Consider the following 24,437-nt stretch of genomic DNA (forward strand, 5'->3'; position numbering starts at 1 on the left):
ATACATAATTTTTATGAGCTCTTTCTAACACTTTTTACTGATAGATATATAAATAAGAGAAATAATACGCTCGGAAGTAGCCAAAGTAATAAGTTTGAAACACTCATTGCTGGTTTATAGAGCACAAATTCACCGAACCTTTCCGTCATATATTGAGTAATTTCATTATTACTCTTCCCTGCTTTCACCATATTGAATACAACGAGGCGTAAGTCTTTTGCAATTGGAGAGTTCGACTCAATCAGGTTTTGATTCTGGCATTGCGGGCAACGTAGGGTTTTTGCCAATGTAATAGCGCGCTGCTGTTGTTCTGGGTTTTCAAACTCAAACAGTTCAACTTGAATACTCGTGTCCTTATTACTGGCTGTAAACAGATCTTCTGCCAAAGTCGGAAAACTAATAACCATAAGCGTAGACAGCACAACGAGTGCTTGTATTAAAGGCTTCATCATCCATTCGCACCATCAAAATACATCGCAAGTTCTTCTTGCCACACTGATTCGTTGATCACGCCCAGTAACTTCTTAATGATTTGGCCGTCAGCGTCGACCAGATACGTTTCAGGAGTACCGATTACGCCGAGTTCTAACGCTAGCTTACCTTGAGGATCACTGATCACCGTTGAGTACGGATTGCCATCGCTCGATAACACATTGATCGCTGCCCCGGAGTTATCTCGATAATTGAGCCCAACAATTGGAATACCTTTATCATGAAGTTTGAGCAAAAAAGCGTGCTCAGTTTTACATATCCCGCACCACGAAGCCCATACATTAACCAGTTGATAAGGATGCTGAGTGACATCAGCCAACGTAATTTCCTGTTTACTACTGATGCCTTCACTATTCGCTAACGCAGTAGATATGAATTCTGGAAATGCCCTTTTTTGCTCCGACACAATCGTCGATTGCTGCTTATTATTGAGCGCAAAGGCAAAACCCAACACCACCATTAATGCCAAGATAATTAGCGTGATGAGCTTGTTACGAACGCTGGTATGCATACTGTGACGCCTTAACGGTTTTCTTTTTACGATGAGTCAATGAGAGTAAAGCGCCAAGAATGGAGAACAACCCACCAAACCAGATCCAGCGTGCATACGCCTTGTACTGCACTCGAAATGCATAAGCGGTGGAATCGACTTTCTCGCCCATGGTGATATAAACATCGCCATGCCAGAACCACTTCATTGCAGGCTCACTCATGTTCATGACTCGAACTTGGTAGTGTCTTCTTTCTGGCGCGATGGTAAAGCTTTTATCGCCTGCATCTAAGTTTAGTATCGCCTTCTCTGCGGTAAAATTTGAGGCGACATAAAGCTCGGTATCACGATGAGAAAGCGTCCAATCCATGAACTCTACTTGTGTGCTAGGGCTTAGTTTATAACTGCGCTCAAACGAGTGATAGCTATTCATTGCAGCGCCTACGGCGAGCACCGCAACCCCGACATGAGCACAGGTCATCACCCAGACTTTGCGTTGGAACTTAGCGCCGCGCGTTACCGCCAAGCCATACACATGAGTGAGTAACACCCAAAATGCGAGTGACCATGTCATTAGTACCATCACTTGGGTCTGCTCGACTTGCAAAGCGTAACAGGCGAACCCTAGACCAATAGATACTAGAGCGATCAGCGTAATAACACCTTTAGTCGCTTGAGGTTTAATACTCAGCAAAGGGGCTAAGCCGACGACGGCCAACGCAAGCAAAGCCAAAGGTGCAATCAACAGATTAAAGTAAGGCGCACCTACCGATATGTTCCCCAACCCAAGCAGTTCAAATACCATTGGATAAAACGTACCAAACACCACAACAGCGGTCGCCAGTACAAAAATGAGCACCGCGACTAGGCTTAAAAAGCTCTTACTCGCGAAGCTGGTAATCGGGTTAGATTCAAAAGACTCTCCTCTAATGATAAGCAGAGAAAATGAGCTCACGAGCACCAACACTAATATAAGTAGCAGTGCGATACCTTTGGTTGGGTCAACAGCAAAAGCATGCACCGACGTTAATACGCCAGAACGAACAATAAAGGTGCCTAAGATACTCAAACAAAACGTAATGAAAGCAAGGCTAAGAGACCATTTCAAGAGCTGTTGTTTGCCCTTAGCAACGCCTAGAATGTGCAGTAATGCTGTTGAAGTAAGCCACGGCAACAAGCTGGCATTTTCAACAGGATCCCAGAACCACCAGCCGCCCCAGCCTAATTCGTAATACGCCCACCAAGAGCCAAGAATGATCCCTGCGGTTAAAAAGATCCAAGCGACTAGACACCAACTGCGACAATGGGCAACCCAATCAAACTCAATAGGATCAACCAGCAAAGCAGCAACTGCAAATGCCAGCACCACAGAAAAGCCGACATAGCCAAGGTAAAGTAATGGCGGGTGAAAGATCAGACCGACATCTTGCAACATTGGGTTAAGGTCACGCCCTTCTAGCGGCAAGATCGAATTCATTTCAAACGGATTTGATGCGAATAACGTGAACCAAGCAAATATCGCGAGCAGTAGGTTCATCACCCACAGCACTCGGCTTTGGTATTCATTCGAATAGTGTTTTTGTAAGGCGATCACGCCAGACCAGACGCTGATAGTCAGTACCCAAAATAATAAGGAACCTTCATGGCCAGCCCATACGGCTGCGAGCTTAAAAAATGAGGGTAATTGAGTATTTGAATGTTCAGCGACATAGAGAATAGAGAAGTCATCACTGACAAAAGCATAGCCAAGCAATGCGACAGAAGTGAGAGAAAACAATGCACTTGAAAGAGAGAAACTGCGGATTAAACTTATATTTTGCGTCCGTTTGTTTAGCATTTGATAAAACGAATGCACACCAATAATGCTACTGAGTACAGCAACCAACACTAAACTAAACAGCCCCAAAGAACCGACCATATCACCTCAATAAGGCTCCGCTTGAGCAGAGCCAATCTGAACACGCATCTCATGTTTATTTAAAGCATGTTCATTAATAAGCAGATATTTAGTATCCAACATCTGCTCACTAATAAACTTGAGCAAAATTAAGCTATAGTTAACTGCCCTGCATAAAGGACAAAAGTTCGCAGCATTAATACGCCCATTAGGCTTAGTGAAGTCACGGAGAAAATATACACCGAGCTATGGCGGATTGAGGTTGGTGTAACGGCATTCAGCAACAAGGGTAGAACCATGCCAACACCGATTACGCCATACCAGAACCAACTCGCCCAGAAACCACTGCCGATTGCGTTCCATACGGCTTGCTCACTTTGGCCACCAGCGAAGATAAGCCCAGTAAAGAAAGTAATCAGAACAAACAACTCAAACATCACGACCGGACGTTCGAACCCGTGGATCCAAGAAATACTCGCACTATGCGGAGACTCCTTAAAGACCAACACACCAAATAAAATACATGCCGCCGCTCCCGAGGATAAACTCGAGAATAAGAACAATATCGGCAACACTGGGTTATTCAGCATTGGGAAGGTATTTAGCGCAGAGAGTAAGAAGCCAGTGTAAGCCGCAAGTAATAGCGCAAGCACAGCTAAGAATATTTCAAAAACATTCTCAAAAGATTCTAATTTGCCAATCCAGTTACTGACAAAATCGAGTCGCCCTTTTAACCATGCTTGATCACTCAAGAATACGGCAATCTGATTTCGGAATATAATGCCGATCCAAACAAATAGGATCACCATATACACTTGGAATAAGATCACACCCATCGACATCACTGACGTCGGATTATAAAAGATCATGATCTTCCAAAATGATAGTGGTTTCGTCAGGTGGAAAACCAAGATCAATAAACCTGAGATGATCCCGAATGGTGCTAGAAAAGCCGTTGCCTTTAATACACCATTATTCGCTGGATCGTCCTCAATCACCTTTCTCTTAAGGTAAATCGAGATCATCACTGCACCCGCTGACATACCCGCCAAAAACAGATAGATAGCAATGATCCAGTCCCAAACCACGGTACCTGATTGAAACGCTGTATCCCATGCACTCATAATCAAATCTCCCCTTTTTGGTGTGGCACTTTATAGAGTTTTGGCTGAGTACCTAGATAAGCCTTATCTCTGTAAACCACTTCAGATTTAAGTACCTGGTTTATCTCGCTCTTAGGGTCATTTAAGTCGCCAAATATCAGCGCATTGGTAGGGCAAGATTCAACACAAGCAGGTAATTTACCTTGCGCAAGATTGGTATCGCGGCAGAAGTTACATTTGTCGGCCGACTTATTCTTAGGATGGAAGAAGCGCACTTGATATGGACAAGCTAGCAGGCAATAACCACAGCCGACACACTTCTCTTTATGTACATCAACAATTCCTGTCTTCTCATCTTTATAGGCGGCGCCTGTTGGGCAAACCATCACACAAGGTGCATTATCACAATGTTGACAAGAGTTACGAGTGAAACGGTAATCAACATTTGGATATTCACCTTGAGGTTCGCTCTTTATGATTTCTAAGCGCGATACGCCTTCAGGCACTTTGTTTACTTCACGACACGCCTCAGTACAAGCAGTACAGCCAATACAAGCGGTTTCGTCATGAACCATTCCGTAACGCTTGGTGCCATCTTCCTGAACATTAGCCAGCGTTTTGCGGCTTGTAACCGCTGCAGTACCTGCAACACCAGTTGTGAAAATAACAGCACCCGCGCCAGCTAAAAAGTTTCTTCTTGAGCAGCTCATAGATTACTCCCCTTCTTTCTTCTGGTTGAAGTCTGAATGGCAATCCACACACAGCTTGATGGTTTGCTTTTTATCTAAGCCAAGCACCTTCGCTTCACTCGCATGCACATCGTGACAGTTTGAACACGTTAAATTTTGTGCGTGAACGTCGTGGGTCCAGCTCGCTTCGCGCAGCTCATCAGGCTTGTGACAATCTATACATTGGCTATTGGCATCTAAAATTAAGCTAGGGTCTAGGTAAACTTTGTCGGTACCTGGTTGTGATTGAGCCTCACGATACTTCACCACTTTAGGCGCGCCTTCGCGGTGGTCGGGGCTAATAGAACTATGACAGTCGGTACAATTTACTTCACGGCCAAGCAAAGCGTGTGCACTTTCACCATGTGAACCCAATACCGTTTCTTTTGAATCTTTATGGCACTGAACACACTTGTAGTCTTTGTCACGGATTAATTCGACTTCATGTCTTGTTGATTCTCCTACCGGCGTAACAGCAGGCTCTGCAACAGCATGAATGGAATAACCATAGAGGCAGAATGCTAGAAGGGATTTAAGCATTATGACTATGGCCAATTTAATATTGCCCATTTTATCCTTTCCTTATACCGGCATTATTTAACTCTCAACTAAATAATATTCCGGTTAAACAAAAGTACCCTTAAACGATATTATTACCGCTTAAATGATATCAATTCTTATTTTGGATAAGCCACAACGCTTTCTATATTTAGAATATACCCCTAATTAGGTAAAGCGAAATATACAAAGGGTAATATGTGAACACAATCACCCTATTTATAGTGAGGGCATGTCGGGTAATTATTTGTTATATATGATAATAATTATCAATAAGACCAGTCTAACTTGATGTTCACATACCCCTTTAGGGCTATATAAACTTCAACGTGATTGAAGTCACTGTCATTAATTGATCTAAAACAAGCAAACATCCGACACGTAACAAAATGTGTTTATTTATGAATTAATATAAACAGCAATTCTCCAGTTCTTAATTTGAATAGCAAACTCACAACGCTTGGTATAAAAATCAGTATATTGGAGATATCACTGTGAAAAAGCATTGGATACGTAATTCCGTCACAGCATTATTAATGGTTAGCGCATCACTAGTAAGCGCGACCAGTTTTGCTGCGTCTGAACAAAAAGAAATTGGTGATCCTCGTAACGACCAGTTCGAGCAAAACCACCCAGATCAATACCATTCATGGAGACAAACGTCAGAGAGCGAAGCCATTGAAGACGCACTAAAAGAAGATCCAAACATGGTTATTCTATGGGCGGGCTACGGTTTCGCGAAAGACTACAACAAAGCCCGCGGCCACTTTTATGCGGTTGATGATGTAAGACAAACCCTGCGTACTGGCGGACCAACCGACGAAAATTCAGGCCCAATGCCAATGGCGTGCTGGAGCTGTAAAAGCCCAGACGTAGCACGCGTTATTGAAGAGCGTGGTGAAGACGGCTACTTTGAAGGTAAATGGGCTCGTCTTGGCAGCGAGATAGTCAATCCAATTGGTTGTGCCGACTGTCACGATACTCAAAGTGAAGGCTTTAAAAATGGCGAACCTGCACTAAAGATCACTCGTCCTTATGTTGAACGTGCGTTCGATGCGATTGGGAAGAACTTCGAAGAGCAAGGTCGCTTTGATCAGCAAGCCTCTGTGTGTGCTCAGTGTCACGTGGAATACTACTTCACGGGTCCAACAAAAGGTGTGAAATTCCCTTGGGATAAAGGGACGCGTGTTGAACAGATGGAAGAGTACTACGATCAGATTGGTTTTAAAGATTGGACACATAAAGTCTCTAAAGCACCAATGCTAAAGGCTCAGCACCCAGGTTACGAAACTTGGCGCGAAGGCATCCACGGTAAGAACAACGTCGCTTGTGTTGACTGCCACATGCCTAAAGTGACGAAAGAAGACGGTACCGTTTACACCGACCATAAAGTAGGTAACCCGTTTGACCGCTTCGAAGACACTTGTGCTAACTGCCATACTCAATCTAAAGAGACCATGCGTAACATCGTTTCAAGCCGCAAAGCTCAAGTACTAAACATGAAGCTGACCGCTGAGAAACAAATCGTAGCCGCTCACTTTGAAGCAGGCGCAGCATGGGAAGCAGGCGCAACAGAACAAGAGATGGCACCTATCTTACAAGATATTCGTCATGCGCAATGGCGTTGGGACTACGCTATCGCATCTCATGGTGTTCACATGCACGCGCCTGAAGTAGCCCTAGAGGTTCTTGGAACGGCGGTTGACCGCGCAGCAGACGCGCGAACTAAGATTGTTCGTCTACTTGCGAAGAAAGGCATTACCGATCCAATCGAGATTCCAGATATCTCAACCAAAGAAGCCGCTCAGAAAGCGCTAGGAATGGACATGGATAAGATGAATGCTGAGAAGCAACACTTCTTAGACACCGTGGTTCCTAAGTGGGAAGAGCAAGCTGAAAAGCGTGAAGCTAACTACGAATACTAGTTCCTTCAAATAGACCAATAAGATAAAACCAGTCACACTGTAAAGGTGTGGCTGGTTTTTTAGATTTGGGCGCACTCAACCGTCCCAATTTCACATTACCTTTTAGCTAATTCAAGGAACAAAGAATGAAGCACTTACTTTCGCTTTCGGCATTATGCATCGCATTAACAAGTTCAGGACTTCACGCCTCAGAACGAGCAGAAACAGGGTGGGAAATGATTGAGGAAGGTGCGCTGGTCGTTGATGTCAGGACACCAGGAGAGTTCAAGCAAGGTCATCTGGACAATGCGATTAACTACCCTCTTTCTGAAGTCGCTACGCACTTTGCCAGCATAGACAAAGCTCAACCTATCGTTTTGTATTGCCGCAGTGGTAACCGCTCAGGACAAGCTTACCAGTATTTGAAAGCTCAAGGGTTTACACAGATCCACAACGCTGGCGGTTTAATTGAGATGCAAGAAAGCAAATAATCTCGAAATTACAGATAGTGCCCGTTTAACGGATCATTTGCTTAGCTTGGTTGATCGAATGGATGATAGAGACACGATCAATGCCTTTCTGGTTAGAATCGAGAATTTGAGTCCAAGCATCGATCGCTTGTTGGTAGCGCATACTGATGAAGTGATCGGTCGCTATCAACATCAATGCCGTACGATCGTTCGGATCAAGCTCCATGGATTGATTTAAGAGCACTTTCACATCATCACTCATCGCCTGTGAACTTAGGTAATACAAGGCGCTCGCTTTAGCTGCATAAAGCCCTGAAGGCGCCTGTGGGTCTAAACGAATCGCATAGTCGTAACAGGTAAATGCAGCATCAAACTCCCCTTTCTGCATATAAACACCACCAAGCTTAAACCAAAGGTCTGATTGATTAGGGTCTTGCTCCAGGCTCTGCTGAAGTTCATTTTGGAAATCTGTTGCTGTATAGCTGCTGTCGTCACTTGAAGTAAGTTGAGGGGCTTCTTGTTTCATCTGAGACCAAACCAGAATGCTGGCTAATATCGCCACACATGAAATAAGGAGGTTGCCTTTAAGATGACTGGTTTTTCTGTTTGATGCGATCACGATTGCCACTAGAAATAGGCTCATTAGCAGCAAAGCAATCAGTAACCAGATATCCATTCCATTCTCCTTTCATTGACGCTTTACTGTACCTTTTTCTCACTAAAACAATATTGATCGAGGTTTAGCTATTGGCTTTTAAACAAGTCACAGCCAAATTCTAGGTAATAAAAAACCGAGCACAATGGCTCGGCTTTTTGTCTCAACTTCTATTTATAGAAGTGAAAGATCACTCAGTGTCTTGCTCGCTATCAGAAGCGTCTGATGCTTGCTCTTCACTTGATTCAGAAACGACTGCTGCTTCAGCGTTTGCTACTTCAGCTTCGCCTTCAACAACCTCAGCTTCTTCTACTTCGTCGATACGTTGTAGACCTACAACGTTCTCGTCGTCAGAAGTACGAATCAGTGTTACACCTTGAGTGTTACGACCAACTTGGCTCACTTCCGCAACGCGAGTACGTACTAGCGTACCTGCGTCGGTGATCATCATCATTTCGTCGCCTTCTTCAACTTGAACAGCGCCAACAACTGGGCCATTACGTTCAGAGACTTTGATAGAAACCACACCTTGCGTTGCACGGCCTTTCGTTGGGTATTCAGCTAGTTCAGTACGCTTACCGTAACCGTTTTGAGTCACAGTTAGGATATCGCCTTCGTTAGAAGGAACAATCAACGATACTACTTGATCGTCTTCTGGAAGCTTCATACCACGAACACCAGAGGCAGTACGGCCCATTGCACGTACTTTGTCCTCGTTAAAGCGAACAACTTTGCCCGATTTAGAGAACAGCATGATGTCGCTATCACCGTTAGTGATGTCAACGCCAATCAGTGAATCATCGTCACGTAGGTTAACTGCAATTAGGCCGTTAGCACGTACGTTTGCGAATTGATCCAGTGATGTCTTCTTAACTGTACCGTCACCCGTTGCCATGAAGATGAATTTCTCGTTAGAGAACTCAGAAACTGGCAGGATAGCCGTAATACGTTCACCTTCTTCTAGAGGAAGAATGTTCACGATAGGCTTACCACGAGCAGTACGACTTGCTAATGGCAGTTGGTAAACTTTCAGACGGTATGTCTTACCACGAGTAGAGAAACATAGGATGTTATCGTGAGTATTAGCAACAAGCAGACGCTCAATGTAATCCTCATCTTTCATCTTAGTTGCACTCTTACCTTTACCACCACGACGCTGAGCTTCGTAGTCGCTTAGGATTTGGTACTTAACGTAACCTGCGTTAGAAAGCGTTACTACAACGTCTTCTTGAGCAATCAGCTCTTCCATGTCGATGTCATGAACTGCCGCTGTGATTTCTGTACGACGCTCGTCGCCATAGATTTCACGTACTGCTTCAAGTTCTTCACGGATAACTTCCATCAAACGCTCAGTGCTTGCAAGAATGTGCATTAGCTCAGCGATTTCTTCTAGAAGGGCTTTGTACTCGTCTAGAATCTTCTCGTGCTCAAGGCCTGTTAGGCGGTGAAGACGAAGTTCTAGAATTGCTTGTGCTTGTGTTTCCGTTAGGAAGTATTGACCATCGCGGATGCCGTATTGGTCTTCTAACCAATCAGGACGAGCTGCGTCAGTACCTGCACGCTCAAGCATTGAAGCAACGTTACCAAGATCCCAACCACGAGACACTAAACCAACTTTAGCTTCTGCTGGTGTTGGCGCGCTCTTGATCAGTTCAATGATTTCATCAATGTTAGCAAGTGCTAGAGACAATGCTTCAAGGATGTGTGCACGGTCGCGTGCTTTCTTCAATTCGAAGATAGTACGACGAGTCACAACTTCGCGACGGTGGTCTACGAAGCACTTAAGCATGTCTTTGATGTTGAACAACTGTGGTTGACCGTTATTCAACGCAACCATGTTGATACCGAAAGTCGTTTGCAGTTGAGTTTGAGCGTATAGGTTGTTAAGAACCACTTCGCCTACTGCATCACGCTTACATTCAATAACAATACGCATACCGTCTTTATCAGACTCGTCACGCAGTGCACTGATGCCTTCTACTTTCTTATCTTTAACCAGTTCAGCAATCTTCTCGATCAAACGAGCTTTGTTTACTTGGTAAGGGATCTCAGTAACGATAATGGTTTCTTTACCATTCTTCTCTACTTCGATATCCGCTTTTGAACGCATGTAAACCTTACCGCGGCCAGTCTTGTAAGCATCTACGATGCCTTTACGACCACTGATAAGTGCTGCTGTTGGGAAGTCAGGACCAGGGATATAGTCCATTAGCTCATCAATAGTGATATCTTCATTATTGATAAATGCTAAACAGCCATCAACAACTTCACCAAGGTTATGTGGTGGGATGTTGGTAGCCATACCTACTGCGATACCAGAAGCACCGTTTACCAATAGGTTAGGAATTTTTGTAGGAAGTACTGCTGGAATTTGTTCTGTACCATCGTAGTTCGGTACGTAATCCACAGTTTCCTTATCAAGGTCAGCCAGGAGCTCGTGAGCAATTTTCGCCATACGAACTTCGGTATAACGCATTGCAGCCGCGGAGTCGCCATCGATAGAACCAAAGTTACCTTGGCCATCAACTAGCATGTAACGCAGTGAGAACGGTTGCGCCATACGAACAATAGTATCGTATACAGCACTATCACCATGTGGGTGGTATTTACCGATTACATCACCTACTACACGAGCAGACTTTTTATATGGTTTGTTCCAATCATTACCTAGTACATTCATCGCGAACAAAACGCGGCGGTGTACAGGTTTTAGGCCATCACGCACATCTGGAAGGGCACGACCAACGATGACGGACATCGCGTAGTCTAGGTATGAACCTCTAAGCTCATCTTCAATATTTACGGGCGTGATCTCTTTCGCTAGATCGCTCATAGAGCCATTTTCCCTCTATAGTCAGATCGTATTTTTGAATACGTATAAGACCGAAAAATATAACACAAATTTACCTACGGAGGCATCACTTTCCCTCTCCTTTTACCATCTTGTGACCCTTGTAGCCAATCAATTGATGAGAAATTGCACCTCCGCATCATATCTTGCTGAAACATGGTCACTTTACATCCAATAAACTAGCAAAATTGTAGATCTTCTGGTCAGCGCGAAAAGGCAAGTTATAATGCCTGCAATTTCATGGATGCATTATTTAACTTGGAAATGCCGATTATGACTAAATCACAGAACGTAGACCCAGCAGAAATCAAGAAATTCGAAGACATGGCGTCACGCTGGTGGGATCTAGAAGGCGAATTTAAGCCACTACATCAAATCAACCCACTGCGACTAAATTACGTATTAGAGAAGACTGAAGGCCTATTTGGTAAGAAAGTCCTCGATGTTGGCTGCGGCGGCGGTATTCTTGCAGAAAGCATGGCGGTTGAAGGTGCGATAGTGACAGGCCTAGACATGGGTAAAGAACCGCTAGAAGTGGCGCGCCTTCACGCATTAGAAACGGGCACCAAGCTCGATTACATCCAGAGCACTATCGAAGACCACGCAGAACAGAACCCACAGACGTACGATGTGGTAACGTGCATGGAAATGCTTGAACACGTTCCTGACCCACAATCTGTTATCACTGCCTGTTCGAAATTGGTGAAACCGGGCGGCCACGTGTTCTTTTCTACATTAAACCGTAATTTCAAATCTTACTTGTTTGCGATTGTTGGTGCAGAGAAGCTATTGAGGATCGTTCCAGAAGGCACTCATGAACACGAGAAGTTCATTCGCCCTGCAGAACTTATCAAGATGGTCGATAACACTCCGCTGCAAGAACTAGGGATTACAGGGCTGCACTACAATCCTCTTACGGACACTTATCGTTTAGGCACAAATGTAGACGTAAACTACATCGTCCACACGCAAAACTTTAGCTAAAAAATATCGGTAGCCCTACCGTAAAACCTTTTGTAAAAAAGACGAATGAAAAGAGTTGCAATTACCATAACTTTGCGACTTTTTTCAGTCTAAATTTCGTGCGCTAGCTTCCATTTTGACCACCTCGATTTAAATTTAATCGCCTAAAATCAATCGCCCATTTTGGCCAAAGATCAAGGAATTTTTTTTTATGGGCGTGCAAAAATAAAGCATCATTAAAAGCCGACTTTTATACAATCAAGTCACATATAACCTCATCAGTTAGTGGTCACTTACAGTTTTTTTTCAATCCACCACTTATCCACAAGCAACCCCATTTCTTTACCTTGAAAAATATCAGTTGTAGCACTATCTTGTAACCCAACAAACAAATGACCCCTATATGTTGTGTTTGAACTACAATGTATGGGTAGACCAAGATCACAAAGCCGAAACGTAATTTACAAAAATTACACAGAAATACACAAAAACACGGCCTTGTTCAGTTTTGTTAGGGAAATTAAGCAGAATGAACCAACAACTTACTGTTACCAAGCGTAACGGGCGCAAAGAAACGATCGATCTAGAGAAGATCCATCGCGTGATTACATGGGCAGCTGAAGGCTTGCACAATGTTTCTGTATCACAAGTAGAATTGAAAGCTCACATTCAGTTTTACGATGGCATCACCACTACTGACATTCATGAAACTATCATCAAGTCAGCAGCGGATTTAATCTCTGAAGAGACTCCTGATTACCAATATCTAGCAGCACGTCTGTCTGTATTCCACCTACGTAAAAAAGCGTACGGCGAATACGAGCCGCCTGCACTGTATGACCACGTTGCAAAACTGGTTGATATGGGTAAATACGATAGCCACCTTATGGAAGATTACACGAAAGCTGAATTCGAAGAGCTTGACGAGTACATCGACCACAAACGTGACTTAGACTTCTCTTACGCAGCGGTTAAGCAGCTCGAAGGTAAATACTTCGTGCAAAACCGTGTAACGAAAGAAATCTACGAGAGTGCTCAGTTCCTTTACATTTTAGTTGCTGCGTGTCTATTCGCTAAATACCCGAAATCGACTCGTCTTGACTACATCAAACGTTTTTACGACGCATCGTCTACGTTTAAGATTTCTCTACCTACACCGATCATGTCTGGTGTACGTACGCCTACTCGTCAATTCAGTTCTTGTGTACTGATCGAGTGTGGTGACAGCCTTGATTCAATCAACGCGACAGCAAGCTCAATTGTTCGTTACGTATCTCAACGTGCTGGTATTGGTATCAACGCAGGTCGTATCCGTGCGCTTGGTTCTGAAATCCGTAATGGTGAAGCGTTCCACACAGGCTGTATCCCTTTCTACAAATACTTCCAAACAGCAGTAAAATGTTGTTCTCAAGGTGGTGTTCGTGGCGGTGCAGCAACGGTATTCTACCCACTATGGCACGGTGAAGTTCAGTCTCTATTAGTACTGAAAAACAACCGCGGCGTTGAAGAGAACCGAGTTCGTCACATGGATTACGGCGTACAGCTGAACAAGCTTATGTACTCTCGCCTAGTTCAGGGTGGCAACATCAGCCTGTTCTCACCTTCAGACGTACCTGGCCTTTACGATGCGTTCTTCGAAAACCAAGACCGTTTTGAAGAGCTATACGTTAAGTACGAAAACGATCCTTCAGTGAAGCGTGAAACGGTTAAAGCCGTTGAGCTTTTCTCTCTGCTAATGCAAGAGCGTGCTTCTACTGGTCGTATCTACATTCAGAACGTTGACCACTGTAATACACACAGCCCGTTTGATTCTGAAGTAGCACCTGTTCGTCAATCGAACCTATGTCTAGAAATCGCGCTTCCTACTAAGCCACTTTCTAACGTAGAAGATGACGAAGGCGAAATTGCACTATGTACGCTTTCAGCATTCAACCTTGGCGCAATCAATGAACTGGACGACCTAGCAGAGCTTTCTGAGCTAGTTGTTCGTGCTCTAGATGCACTGCTTGATTACCAAGACTACCCGCTTCCAGCTGCATACAAGTCGACAATGAACCGTCGTACTTTAGGTGTAGGTGTAATCAACTACGCATACTACCTAGCGAAGAATGGTGTTAAGTACTCTGATGGCAGCGCGAATGGCCTGACTCACCGTACTTTTGAAGCAATTCAATACCACTTGCTAAAAGCATCTGTTGAACTAGCGAAAGAGCAAGGCCGTTGCCCATCTTTCCACGAGACCAACTACGCGAAAGGCCTACTGCCAATCGATACTTACAAAAAAGATATCGACTTAGTATGTGAAGAGCCACTGCACTACGATTGGGATTCTCTACGTGAAGAGATCATGGAGCACGGTCTGCGTAACTCTACGCTAACAGCGCTTATGCCTTCTGAGACATCGTCTCAAATCTCGAACGCGACTAACGGTATCGAGCCACCACGTGGTTACGTATCAGTGAAAGCATCGAAAGACGGCATCCTTAAGCAAGTGGTTCCAGATTTCCTAAATCTTAAAGAGAACTACGAGCTACTTTGGAACATTGGTTCTAACGACGGTTACCTACACCTAGTGGGTATCATGCAAAAATTCGTTGACCAAGCTATCTCTGCAAACACTAACTATGACCCAAGTGTTTACGACAGCGGTAAAGTACCAATGAAGAAGCTGCTTCAAGACCTACTAACAGCGTACAAGTACGGTGTTAAGACGCTTTACTACCATAACACTCGTGATGGTGCTAAAGACGACCAAGGCGATGCAGTTCAAGTGCCGGAAGAAGATTGTGAAGGCGGCGGTTGTAAGATCTAAACCGCAATAAACATTAAGACCCCAGAGAAGAGTTATCTTCTCTGGGTTTAAAGCATTAACAGGGTCCGTTTTATTACGGGTCTTTAAAGGATTTGAGGCATTTATGGCTTACAGTACTTTTTCTCAGCAAAAAAATGACCAACTAAAAGAACCAATGTTCTTGGGTCAGTCGGTAAACGTTGCACGTTACGACCAACAAAAATTCGAAATCTTCGAAAAGCTTATCGAGAAGCAGCTTTCTTTCTTCTGGCGTCCAGAAGAAGTAGACGTGTCTAGCGACCGTATCGACTACAACAAGCTTCCTGAGCATGAAAAGCACATCTTCATCTCTAACTTGAAGTACCAAACGCTTCTAGATTCAATCCAAGGCCGCAGCCCTAACGTTGCCCTGCTTCCATTGGTATCTCTACCAGAAGTTGAAACTTGGATTGAAACTTGGTCTTTCTCTGAAACGATTCACTCTCGTTCTTACACGCACATCATCCGTAACATCGTGAATGATCCAGGCGTAGTATTCGACGACATCGTTGAAAATGAAGAGATTCTGAAGCGTGCTAAAGACATCGCTTTCTACTACGACGACCTAATCAAGCTAACGGCTGACTACCACCGCTACGGTGAAGGCAACCACAGCATCAACGGCGAAGACGTCAAGATTTCACTTCACGACCTGAAGAAGAAACTTTACCTATGTCTAATGTCTGTAAACGCACTAGAAGCTATTCGTTTCTACGTAAGTTTCGCATGTTCATTTGCATTCGCTGAGCGTGAGCTAATGGAAGGTAACGCGAAGATCATCAAGCTAATCGCTCGTGATGAAGCCCTTCACCTTACTGGTACACAGCACATGATCAACTTGCTACGCAATGGTCAAGATGATTTTGAATTCATGCAGATCGCTGAAGAGTGTAAGCAAGAGTGTTTCGACCTATTCAAAGAAGCGGCTGAGCAAGAGAAAGAGTGGGCAGAATACCTATTCAAAGATGGCTCTATGATTGGTCTGAACAAAGACATTCTTTGCCAATACGTTGAGTACATTACCAACATCCGTATGCAGGCTGTTGGCCTAGGTACGGCTTACCCAGCAGCAACGTCGAACCCAATTCCATGGATCAACGCTTGGTTGTCTTCAGATAACGTTCAAGTTGCTCCACAAGAAGCAGAAATCAGTTCTTACCTAGTTGGCCAAATCGACAACGAAGTAAAAGCTGACGACTTTGAAGGATTTGAGCTGTAATGCCAACAATCAAAATCAACAAACTGACTTCAATTGAATCTAACCCTTCAAACACTCTGTTGGAAACAATGGAACAAGCTGGGTTAGAGCCAGAATACAACTGCCGAGATGGTCACTGTGGCGCTTGCCGCTGCACGTTGGATTCTGGTGAGGTCGAGTACGTTGGTTTTGCTATGGCTTACACGCAAGGTAATGAGATATTGCCTTGTATCTGTAAAGCAAAGACTGAGCTATCGCTGAGTAACGTTATTCATAGAAACAAGCAAAAACGCGCATAAGCCAGCTGGCTTTAGGTCACTTTGTTCGAATATCGTCAATAAGAATCAAAAAAGGGTCCGCTTCCTTTAGGAATGCGGACCCTTTTCTATTTATGTCTTTAGGTATCTAAAGCGACTCGTCTATCACTCAACCAAATCTTCCTGTTGGCTTGTGTCATACAAAGCCAAACGTTTATTGCTGAGTCAGGTTAAGAGTCACAGAGCCAATATAACAAGCGCTTCGGCACTCTCCACAGCCGTTACACTTATCTTTGTCCACTGTAGGCAACTCTCCTACTTCGATGTGTATTGCACCAGCTGAACACGCCGTTTGGCATGCTGAACAGTCCATTTGCATGTAATTATTGCAGCTATCCGCAAAGCTCGGCTTGAGGTCGATATAAGGCGTGACCGTTGGATGAAGTGCGCCGGTCGGACACACTTCAGTGCATTTGTTACACATAGAACAACTGTTGTAATCCAAATTCAGCAGCGCACTGCCCTCTAGCATCTCAATAACGCTATTTGGACACGATTGTTCACACAATCCACAACCGTCGCAAAGACGCTCAAACAGCACCTCATCGACCGCTCTTGGCGGTCTTGCATGCAAGCGCTGTGATATCTCTTCATAATTCGCGGCTGCTTTAACCGGTTTAGAAAGTCGAGTTAAGAAACCGCGTCTATTTGAATTTATTTGTTCAGACATTAGTCGATATATAACTTTTTAGTAGCAACGTTTAAATTATATTCAGATATTAAGTACTTAAACCAATCTATTACATCAACCGATAGCTTTTTATAAAAAGATAACTCTGATGCTTTATTTAGTTTTTCTAAATAAACAGAAGACCAAGTTAATAAGTGACCCTCAAGTAATTCACCGGCTGAATTAATATTATTATTTTCTAACAAATACGCATGAGCGAATAACATTAAACCAAATTGATCTTCCGGCTCTCTTAACCCAGTGTCTAATTCAATCTGATTCAATTCTAAAAACTGGCGATACTCAACCGTAGAAGCACCAAACACAACGCGGTCTTTATCTAGGTACACAGAACCCCAAGGCGGAGCTGGCATGTCTCCAACGCCTTCAAACAGGCGGCTGAACTCTGCTGCGAGCGCATCTTCGTCTTCGCTTCTTAATGCCTGCAAGCATTCTTCAGAGAGTACTTCGCTCTCAACCAAAGCTTCGACAATGGTGATTAACTGTTCTTTACTTGTCGCTTGATAAAATAGCGAACCCAACAATTTATGCGTATCGATAATCATTATTATTTATACCGTTATAGGTTTAAAGATAATTATATTAATTAACTCATTTCATTCTTTGATCTATTTTATACATTCAATTCATAAACTTTAAATTCCACACTTATTTGATGCCAATCAATCAATAATTCGAAATAAATACATAAAGAACAAACTACCTATAAAGTGCTAGCTATCAATTGCAAAAGGCATCTTAGAATGACGAATAAGAAAGAATCTGGGGTAATGAATCTTACTCGAAGAGGCTTCATGAAAGCTTCCTCTGCAGTAGGTAGTGCAGCTGCACTTGCGGGCGGTATTGCATTACCTTTCAAATCCAAACCAGTAGCGGCTGCAGTTGCTGAAAATGTGGATGAGAAAATCGTATGGAGTGCATGTACAGTAAACTGTGGCTCTCGCTGCCCACTGCGTATGCATGTACAAAACGGTGAAATCAAATACGTAGAAACAGACAACACAGGCACTGACGAATACGGTCATCACCAAGTTCGTGCGTGTCTACGTGGTCGCTCGATGCGCCGCCGTGTTTATAACCCAGATCGCCTAAAGTACCCAATGAAACGTGTGGGTAAACGTGGTGAAGGTAAGTTTAAGCGTATTAGCTGGGAAGAGGCTTATGATGAAGTCGCTGGCACCATGCAACGCCTTATCAAAGACTACGGTAACGACACTATCTACCTAAACTACGGTACAGGTACGCTGGGCGGCACGGTTACTAAATCTTGGCCACCAGCTCAAACGCTGATTGCTCGTCTAATGAACCTAAGTGGTGGTTACTTAAACCATTACGGTGACTACTCAACAGCGCAAATCACGAAAGGCTTGAGCTACACCTACGGCGGTTGGGCAAACAACAACTCTTTCTCTGATTTAGAGAACACTAAACTTAACATTCAGTTTGGTAACAACCCTGCTGAGACGCGTATGTCTGGTGGCGGCCAGATCCACCACTACGTTGAAAGCAAAAACAAATCAAACGCAAGAACTATCATCATCGACCCTCGCTACACCGATACTGCCGGTGGCCGTGAAGATCAATGGATCCCAATTCGTCCTTCTACAGATGCGGCATTGGTAGCGGGTCTTGCACACGTGATGATCACTGAAGACCTTGTCGACCAACCGTTCCTAGACAAATACTGTGTCGGTTACGATGAGAAGACCCTTCCTGCATCAGCGCCTAAAAACAGCGACTACAAATCTTACATCCTAGGTTTAGGTGAAGATGGCGTAGAGAAGACACCAGAATGGGCTTCTAAGATCACGGGTATTCCAGTTGACACCATCGTTAAGCTTGGCCGTGAAATGGGCACAGCGAAACCATGTGCGATTCACCAAGGTTGGGGCTTACAACGCACTGCGAACGGTGAACTAGCGTGTCGTGCAATCGCGATGCTGTCACTGCTCACTGGTTCTGTGGGCGTATCAGGCGGTTCAACAGGCGCTCGTGAAAGCGACATCAACATTCCATTTGTGCGCTTCCCTACTGTGCCAAACCCAGTTGAAACGTCTATTTCAATGTTCATGTGGACAGACGCGATTTACCGTCACCATGAAATGACCGACATCACTGATGGTGTTCGCGGTGCAGAGCGCCTTAAGAACCCAATCAAGATGATCTGGAACTACGCAGGTAACTGCATCATTAACCAACACTCAGACATCAACAAGACTCACGCGATTCTTCAAGATGAAAGTGCGTGTGAAATGATTGTCGTGGTTGATAACCATATGACGTCTTCAGCGAAGTACGCCGATATCATCCTGCCAGACTTAACAACGTCTGAGCAAGACGACTGGTGTATGGACGGTAAAGCGGCGAACATGCCTTACTTCATCTACGCGCAGAAAGCGATTGAGCCTCAGTTTGAAGCAAAATCTATCTACGAGATGTGTACTCAGCTTGCGAAACGAATGGGCGTAGAAAAAGAGTTCACCGAAGGCCGTACTCAAGAGCAATGGATTGAGCACCTTTACGCAGAAACTCGTAAGAACGATCCAACACTGCCAACCTTCGAAGAGATGAAAGAGCTGGGTATCTACAAACGTAGCTACGACCACCACTACATCGCTTATGAAGATTTCCGTAAAGATCCTGAAGCGAACCCACTGACCACACCAAGTGGCAAGATCGAGATCTACTCAGAGCAACTGGCTGATATCGCGAAGACTTGGAAGCTGAAAGAAGACGAAGTGATTCACCCACTTCCGATTTACGCGGACTCTTTCGAAGGTCATAACGACCCACTAGCAGAGAAGTACCCACTTCAGCTAACCGGTTTCCACTACAAGGCTCGTACTCACTCGACTTACGGCAACGTTGCAGAAATCAAAGCAGCAGCACCGCAAGAGTTGTGGATCAACCCAATCGATGCAAAAGAACGTGGTATTGAAAGCGGCGACATGGTGAGTATTTTCAACGACCGTGGCGAAGTACATATTCCAGCGAAAGTGACACCTAGGATTCTTCCTCGAGTTGTCGCACTAGGCGAAGGTGCATGGTACGCACCAGATGGTCAGAAGATCGACCATGCAGGCTCTATCAACGTGCTGACGACTCAGCGCCCGAGCCCACTTGCTAAGGGTAACCCTCAGCATACAAACCTAGTTCAAATCAAAGCGCTAAAGAAAGCATAAGGTAGGTTGGAATGAAACAATACGGCTTTTACATTGATTCAAGTAAATGCACGGGTTGTAAAACCTGTCAGCTTGCTTGTAAAGATTATAACGATCTAGACATCAAAACGAACTACCGTCGCGTATACGAATATGCCGGTGGTGGCTTCACTCAAGATGGTGATACCTGGATTCAGAAAGATGTCTTTTCTTACTACCTATCTATCGCTTGTAACCACTGTACTAACCCAGCGTGTGTGAAAGTGTGTCCTTCGGGCGCAATGCACAAACGTGATGAAGACGGTTTGGTTGTGGTTGATGAGAGCGTATGTATTGGTTGTCAGCACTGTAGCAATGCGTGTCCTTACGGCGCACCACAATACAATGCTAAGAAAGGTCATATGACGAAATGCGATGGTTGTTACCAACGTGTTTCTGAAGGCAAACAGCCTATCTGTGTTGAGTCTTGCCCACTTCGTGCATTGGAGTTTGGTGAAATCAATACACTTCGCGAGAAGTACGGCTCTGGTGCGGATGTGGCTCCACTGCCATCTTCAACAGAAACGCTACCAAACATCGTGATTAAGCTGAACAAAAACGCGAAGCCGACTGGCGATACCAGCGGTCACCTAGCAAACCCGAAGGAGGTGTAAGATGATTTTTCATGAGTGGTCTTTAATCTTCTTTACGGTGCTGGCGCAAACTGCGGTTGGTGGTTACTTACTGATTGGCGCACGTGCACTGGTACTTGGTCATGACGAAGAGAAGCTGAACAGCTACAAGGTTCCAATGTTCATTCTGTGGGCACTAATGGGTCTTGGCTTCATGTTCTCGACAACGCACCTAGGTTCTCCACTGCGCGCGTTTAATGCCTTTAACCAATTAGGCTCAGCTTGGTTGTCTAACGAAGTGTTCTTCGGTGCAGCATTCTTCGCTGTCGGCGGCCTGCAATGGCTACTGTCTGTGCTTAAGAAAGGTGGCGTTGCTATCCAGAAAGCACTGATGGTCGGCGCTATGGTGCTGGGTGTTATCTTCATGTACGCGATGATTAACGTATACATGATCAACACAGTACCGACGTGGGACAACATCTACACACCACTGAGCTTCATCATGACGATGGTTGTGGGTGGTTTACTGCTGTCTCAGTTCGTGATTGTATTCGCAAACGACAGTCGCTTTACGGTTGACCGTAACATCACCATGCTGGCTGTTATCGCAGTTGCTATCAGCTTGCTTGTGACCGTAGGAAAACTGAACCTAATCGGTGACATTCAAACTTCAACGGCAAAAGCATCTGAGTTGGTTGACGGTTTAGGCAGCTATGTGATTCTTCAAGTTGCATTGTTGATGGCAAGCTTGTTGATTTGGATTCTACCTATGCTGAACAAAGCAAAAGTGAACCCAGTAAACCTTAGCTTAGCACTAGTATTGTTCTTGGCTTCAGAGTTAATCGGCCGTGGTTTGTTCTATAGTCTACATATGACAAGCGGTTTGTAATCAAGTTCTTACAGACATGAGTTACGTGTAAACATAACTGCTTGTTTGGTTATCTAGAAGGCTAGATAAACTAAAGGCCCAACACCTATTTAGATGTTGGGCCTTTTTATTTCGTTTTTTCTCGCGTTTTTAGTACAGACTTGGTTAGCTCGCCTAAATACTACTTAATAATAGCCGCTGGAATAAACATGTCTTTCAATCGCTTAACCGAAGAGTAAGTACCAAACATCGGTTTGTTGTCTAAATGCCTTCTCAGCATATCGGCAGCAACGGTCTTAATTACGTTACGTTGGTCTTCGCGTGAGTATTGACGATAAAATTCAAGCACCTGGCCCCATTCTCCCGCTTCGGTCGACAATGCAACGCTGAATGTGTTGCCTTCTAACTTGCCAGTCACCAAAGCTAGCTCAGTACCGCACTTCTCTCTTGTTGCGCCAGCCAGAGCAAAGGTTGCAGCTAATGGATCGCTCTTCTCAAGTTCACTCTCTTTTGGCTCAGCCATCACCCACGAATGCCCGAAGCAATCTTCAACCTGCTCATTCAATTGCAGCCACGCTGACAATGCGCCTTTGGTCGACACTTCAGACACAGATAACGTCTTCTTTTTCTCAGCCATGATGTGTCCAATATGATCAATCATAGGCTCATCAACACTAACGACATTACTTTCTAGCAGCTTGTAAACCATTTGCAGCAACTTAACGCGAGTTTCTAAGTCTGCCTTAGGACCAAACAGTTTGACCTCAATGAACGGCAGATAAGAACGGTAACCAAGCTCATAACCTTCAGGCAGCTTTAATTGGTCCAAAACATCAGAGATACCGGACTCAGACAAACCAAACGTAAACAGTCGACTGCATTCAGAGGCAACCACTTGAGGGTAGGTACACGACAAGTCAGGAAGAATCTCAAACGTCACCATGCGCTTGAATTCACTTGGTACACCCGGCGTGAAATAGAAAGTCGCATCGTTAATTTTCAGTTTGAAGCCACAAGCCGTCCCTACAGGGTTATCGACAATCTCTGAACTCGCAGGTAACAAAGCTTGTTTAAGGTTGCTGTCTGGCATTGGCATGCCACGTCCAGAGAACATCTCTTCCATACGAGCAAGCCATTCAGGGAACATGACGAGTTTCTGCTCGGAAGCAGCTGCAGCGGCGGCAGCACTCATATCATCGGTTGTCGGGCCTAAACCACCATTAACGATAACCACATCATAGTTAAAGCTCAGCATCAGCAGTTCTTCAACAAGAGCATTCATTTGATCACCCACAGTTGAGCGCTTAGCAAGCGCAAAACCATGCTGATAAAACTCAGCAGACATCCAAGCTGCGTTTGTATCTACAATGTCTCCATGAAGAACTTCTTCACCTGTGCTTAACATTGCGATTTTCGTCATATTTCTATCCCTTGTTGTCATAAAAAGACACTGCATTATTTACAAACTGGTCTATGGTTGAATTTGGAGCAATTCGCCTTTTCACTAATATTAATAATGTTAAACCTAAGGTTTTCTTAGGAAAAGCTATAAATTATTAGTTCCCTAAATCAGGCATTTAATAGATAATTGTGACCCTGATCAATTCCAAACTTTCTCATGGAGACCCTTGTGTCCAAATCACCGTTACTAGCAAAGGTTACTGCCGCATTTTCAATGCTAATGTCAGTTAACTCGGTTGCAAGCCAATACGACTTCGACCAGCCAATCAACCTTTCTTACTCGGATGAATGTGCTCAAGATTACTGTTTTAATGACAACTTGTACACCTACAAGCCTAGTACCAATTACGCACTGAGCGAATCGAGTGATGAGTACGACTTCTCAATCCAACAACCAAAACACATGTTGGTGAGTCAGGAGAAAGATTGGGATTACCTAATGGGTCAAACCTACACCATTCTTGGCTTGAGTGTCGCGACAGTGGGTCTAATGACTCTGCTCCCTGAAAGTATTACTAAGTGGGATGATGACCAACGTGATATCAGCTCATTAGGTAAAAAGTGGAAAGATAACGTTTCTGCTGGTCCAACATGGGACCGTGACGAACACTTCCTAAACTACGTAATGCACCCATATTTCGGTGGTGTTTACTACACCGCAGCTCGACACGCAGGTTACGACGAGTTTGAGTCATTCTTATACTCTTGGACTATGTCGACGTTCTTCTGGGAATACGGCGTAGAAGCGTTTGCAGAAGTACCTTCATGGCAAGATCTCTTCATCACACCTTTCTTCGGTGCGGTTGTCGGTGAAATGATGCTAGAAGCAGAGCAGGATATCATAGCTTCAGGTGGCGAAGTGATGGGCTCTCAAACCATGGGTGATGTGTCGCTATTTTTCCTTAACCCTGTTGGACACATTCACTACTGGGTAAGTGACGCATGGGGCGGTGATGCAGAAGTTAACCTGAATACTAACCCTTGGTGGGATAACCAAGACGCTGCACGTTTTGCTTACGATGCTGGCGCACCATACGACTCTCAGTTTGTTGGTATGAACTTCAAAGTAACGTTCTAATTCGTCTCTAGTACTACTCAATATAAGTTATTGAATATAAGTTGCTGAATCATCAATCACAGTGACAACTCTTCTAAAAAGCGGCTCTCTAGCTAATGCCGATCAGTTAAA

21 protein-coding genes are annotated in these 24,437 nt (G+C 44.4%); 10 read left to right on the forward strand and 11 right to left on the reverse strand.

Annotation, left to right across the window (positions count from 1 at the left end; all coding sequences use genetic code 11):
* Positions 1-11: 11 nt before the first annotated feature.
* The 6 genes from nrfF to nrfB all read right to left on the reverse strand — a co-directional run bounded on the left by nrfF (position 12) and on the right by nrfB (position 5,280).
* A complete protein-coding gene (gene nrfF / locus AB4503_RS09435) occupies positions 12-452 on the reverse strand; it encodes a heme lyase NrfEFG subunit NrfF (RefSeq protein WP_004733377.1) in 441 nt (146 codons plus the stop codon).
* A complete protein-coding gene (locus tag AB4503_RS09440) occupies positions 449-1,003 on the reverse strand; it encodes a DsbE family thiol:disulfide interchange protein (protein ID WP_004733376.1) in 555 nt (184 codons plus the stop codon). Before AB4503_RS09440 ends, nrfF begins: the two co-directional genes overlap by 4 nt.
* Complete coding sequence (locus AB4503_RS09445) at positions 984-2,900, reverse strand: heme lyase CcmF/NrfE family subunit (RefSeq protein WP_372114428.1); 1,917 nt, start codon at positions 2,898-2,900, stop codon at positions 984-986. Before AB4503_RS09445 ends, AB4503_RS09440 begins: the two co-directional genes overlap by 20 nt.
* Before the next feature lie 128 nt (positions 2,901-3,028).
* The gene (gene nrfD / locus AB4503_RS09450; RefSeq protein WP_372114430.1) at positions 3,029-4,003 is read right to left on the reverse strand and encodes a cytochrome c nitrite reductase subunit NrfD; all 975 of its coding nucleotides are present in this window, start codon (positions 4,001-4,003) and stop codon (positions 3,029-3,031) included.
* Between the two features lie 2 nt (positions 4,004-4,005).
* Positions 4,006-4,692, reverse strand: a complete 687-nt coding sequence (gene nrfC / locus AB4503_RS09455) for a cytochrome c nitrite reductase Fe-S protein (protein WP_017060985.1) — start codon at positions 4,690-4,692, stop codon at positions 4,006-4,008.
* A gap of 3 nt (positions 4,693-4,695) precedes the next feature.
* On the reverse strand, positions 4,696-5,280 hold the full coding sequence (gene nrfB / locus AB4503_RS09460) for a cytochrome c nitrite reductase pentaheme subunit (RefSeq protein ID WP_372114431.1): 585 nt from the start codon (positions 5,278-5,280) through the stop codon (positions 4,696-4,698).
* Positions 5,281-5,762: 482 nt separating this feature from the next.
* On the opposite strand from nrfB, the gene nrfA reads away from it, so the two are divergent.
* Both nrfA and AB4503_RS09470 read left to right on the forward strand, forming a co-directional pair.
* Complete coding sequence (gene nrfA / locus AB4503_RS09465; RefSeq protein WP_029235145.1) at positions 5,763-7,193, forward strand: ammonia-forming nitrite reductase cytochrome c552 subunit; 1,431 nt, start codon at positions 5,763-5,765, stop codon at positions 7,191-7,193.
* A 125-nt stretch (positions 7,194-7,318) separates the two neighbouring features.
* Positions 7,319-7,663, forward strand: coding sequence for a rhodanese-like domain-containing protein (locus tag AB4503_RS09470; protein ID WP_017063559.1), 345 nt, complete (start codon positions 7,319-7,321; stop codon positions 7,661-7,663).
* A gap of 25 nt (positions 7,664-7,688) precedes the next feature.
* Here AB4503_RS09470 and AB4503_RS09475 read toward each other — a convergent pair whose 3' ends face one another.
* Positions 7,689-8,318: a tetratricopeptide repeat protein gene (locus AB4503_RS09475; protein WP_017066842.1), complete on the reverse strand. Its 630-nt coding sequence runs from the start codon at positions 8,316-8,318 to the stop codon at positions 7,689-7,691.
* Between the two features lie 169 nt (positions 8,319-8,487).
* Entirely contained in the window at positions 8,488-11,130 is a 2,643-nt protein-coding gene (gene gyrA / locus AB4503_RS09480; RefSeq protein WP_017072500.1) for a DNA topoisomerase (ATP-hydrolyzing) subunit A, read from the reverse strand.
* Between the two features lie 258 nt (positions 11,131-11,388).
* On the opposite strand from gyrA, the gene ubiG reads away from it, so the two are divergent.
* The 4 genes from ubiG to yfaE all read left to right on the forward strand — a co-directional run bounded on the left by ubiG (position 11,389) and on the right by yfaE (position 16,438).
* Positions 11,389-12,132 carry a bifunctional 2-polyprenyl-6-hydroxyphenol methylase/3-demethylubiquinol 3-O-methyltransferase UbiG gene (gene ubiG / locus AB4503_RS09485; protein ID WP_372114434.1) on the forward strand — a complete coding sequence of 248 codons (744 nt, stop codon included), beginning with the start codon at positions 11,389-11,391 and terminating at the stop codon, positions 12,130-12,132.
* 508 nt (positions 12,133-12,640) lie between these two features.
* Complete coding sequence (gene nrdA / locus AB4503_RS09490) at positions 12,641-14,923, forward strand: class 1a ribonucleoside-diphosphate reductase subunit alpha (RefSeq protein ID WP_017060992.1); 2,283 nt, start codon at positions 12,641-12,643, stop codon at positions 14,921-14,923.
* Between the two features lie 103 nt (positions 14,924-15,026).
* Entirely contained in the window at positions 15,027-16,160 is a 1,134-nt protein-coding gene (nrdB, locus tag AB4503_RS09495; RefSeq protein WP_017063554.1) for a class Ia ribonucleoside-diphosphate reductase subunit beta, read from the forward strand.
* The gene (gene yfaE, locus AB4503_RS09500) at positions 16,160-16,438 is read left to right on the forward strand and encodes a class I ribonucleotide reductase maintenance protein YfaE (RefSeq protein WP_010438115.1); all 279 of its coding nucleotides are present in this window, start codon (positions 16,160-16,162) and stop codon (positions 16,436-16,438) included. The genes nrdB and yfaE overlap by 1 nt, the downstream gene beginning before the upstream one ends.
* A gap of 172 nt (positions 16,439-16,610) precedes the next feature.
* Here yfaE and napF read toward each other — a convergent pair whose 3' ends face one another.
* Both napF and AB4503_RS09510 read right to left on the reverse strand, forming a co-directional pair.
* Positions 16,611-17,126, reverse strand: coding sequence for a ferredoxin-type protein NapF (gene napF / locus AB4503_RS09505; protein WP_017060994.1), 516 nt, complete (start codon positions 17,124-17,126; stop codon positions 16,611-16,613).
* Positions 17,126-17,692, reverse strand: coding sequence for a molecular chaperone (locus AB4503_RS09510; RefSeq protein WP_017060995.1), 567 nt, complete (start codon positions 17,690-17,692; stop codon positions 17,126-17,128). The genes napF and AB4503_RS09510 overlap by 1 nt, the downstream gene beginning before the upstream one ends.
* A 198-nt stretch (positions 17,693-17,890) precedes the next feature.
* Here AB4503_RS09510 and AB4503_RS09515 point away from each other — a divergent pair, with 198 nt between their 5' ends.
* The 3 genes from AB4503_RS09515 to AB4503_RS09525 are packed head-to-tail and all read left to right on the forward strand — an operon-like array spanning position 17,891 to position 21,808.
* Positions 17,891-20,329, forward strand: coding sequence for a DmsA/YnfE/YnfF family dimethyl sulfoxide reductase (locus AB4503_RS09515; protein ID WP_017060996.1), 2,439 nt, complete (start codon positions 17,891-17,893; stop codon positions 20,327-20,329).
* Positions 20,330-20,340: 11 nt separating this feature from the next.
* A complete protein-coding gene (locus AB4503_RS09520; RefSeq protein WP_372073710.1) occupies positions 20,341-20,961 on the forward strand; it encodes a DMSO/selenate family reductase complex B subunit in 621 nt (206 codons plus the stop codon).
* A 1-nt stretch (position 20,962) separates the two neighbouring features.
* Complete coding sequence (locus tag AB4503_RS09525) at positions 20,963-21,808, forward strand: dimethyl sulfoxide reductase anchor subunit family protein (RefSeq protein ID WP_372114437.1); 846 nt, start codon at positions 20,963-20,965, stop codon at positions 21,806-21,808.
* A gap of 160 nt (positions 21,809-21,968) precedes the next feature.
* On the opposite strand, the gene AB4503_RS09530 is transcribed toward AB4503_RS09525, so the two are convergent.
* Entirely contained in the window at positions 21,969-23,207 is a 1,239-nt protein-coding gene (locus AB4503_RS09530; protein WP_372114439.1) for a CinA family nicotinamide mononucleotide deamidase-related protein, read from the reverse strand.
* 210 nt (positions 23,208-23,417) lie between these two features.
* Between AB4503_RS09530 and AB4503_RS09535 the strand changes: the two genes are divergently transcribed.
* Positions 23,418-24,326: a DUF3943 domain-containing protein gene (locus tag AB4503_RS09535; protein WP_017065591.1), complete on the forward strand. Its 909-nt coding sequence runs from the start codon at positions 23,418-23,420 to the stop codon at positions 24,324-24,326.
* The last annotated feature ends 111 nt before the right edge of the window (positions 24,327-24,437 follow it).

This window comes from Vibrio sp. 10N.222.55.B11 (assembly GCF_041473705.1).
In the GTDB taxonomy this organism is placed as follows: domain Bacteria; phylum Pseudomonadota; class Gammaproteobacteria; order Enterobacterales; family Vibrionaceae; genus Vibrio; species Vibrio crassostreae_C.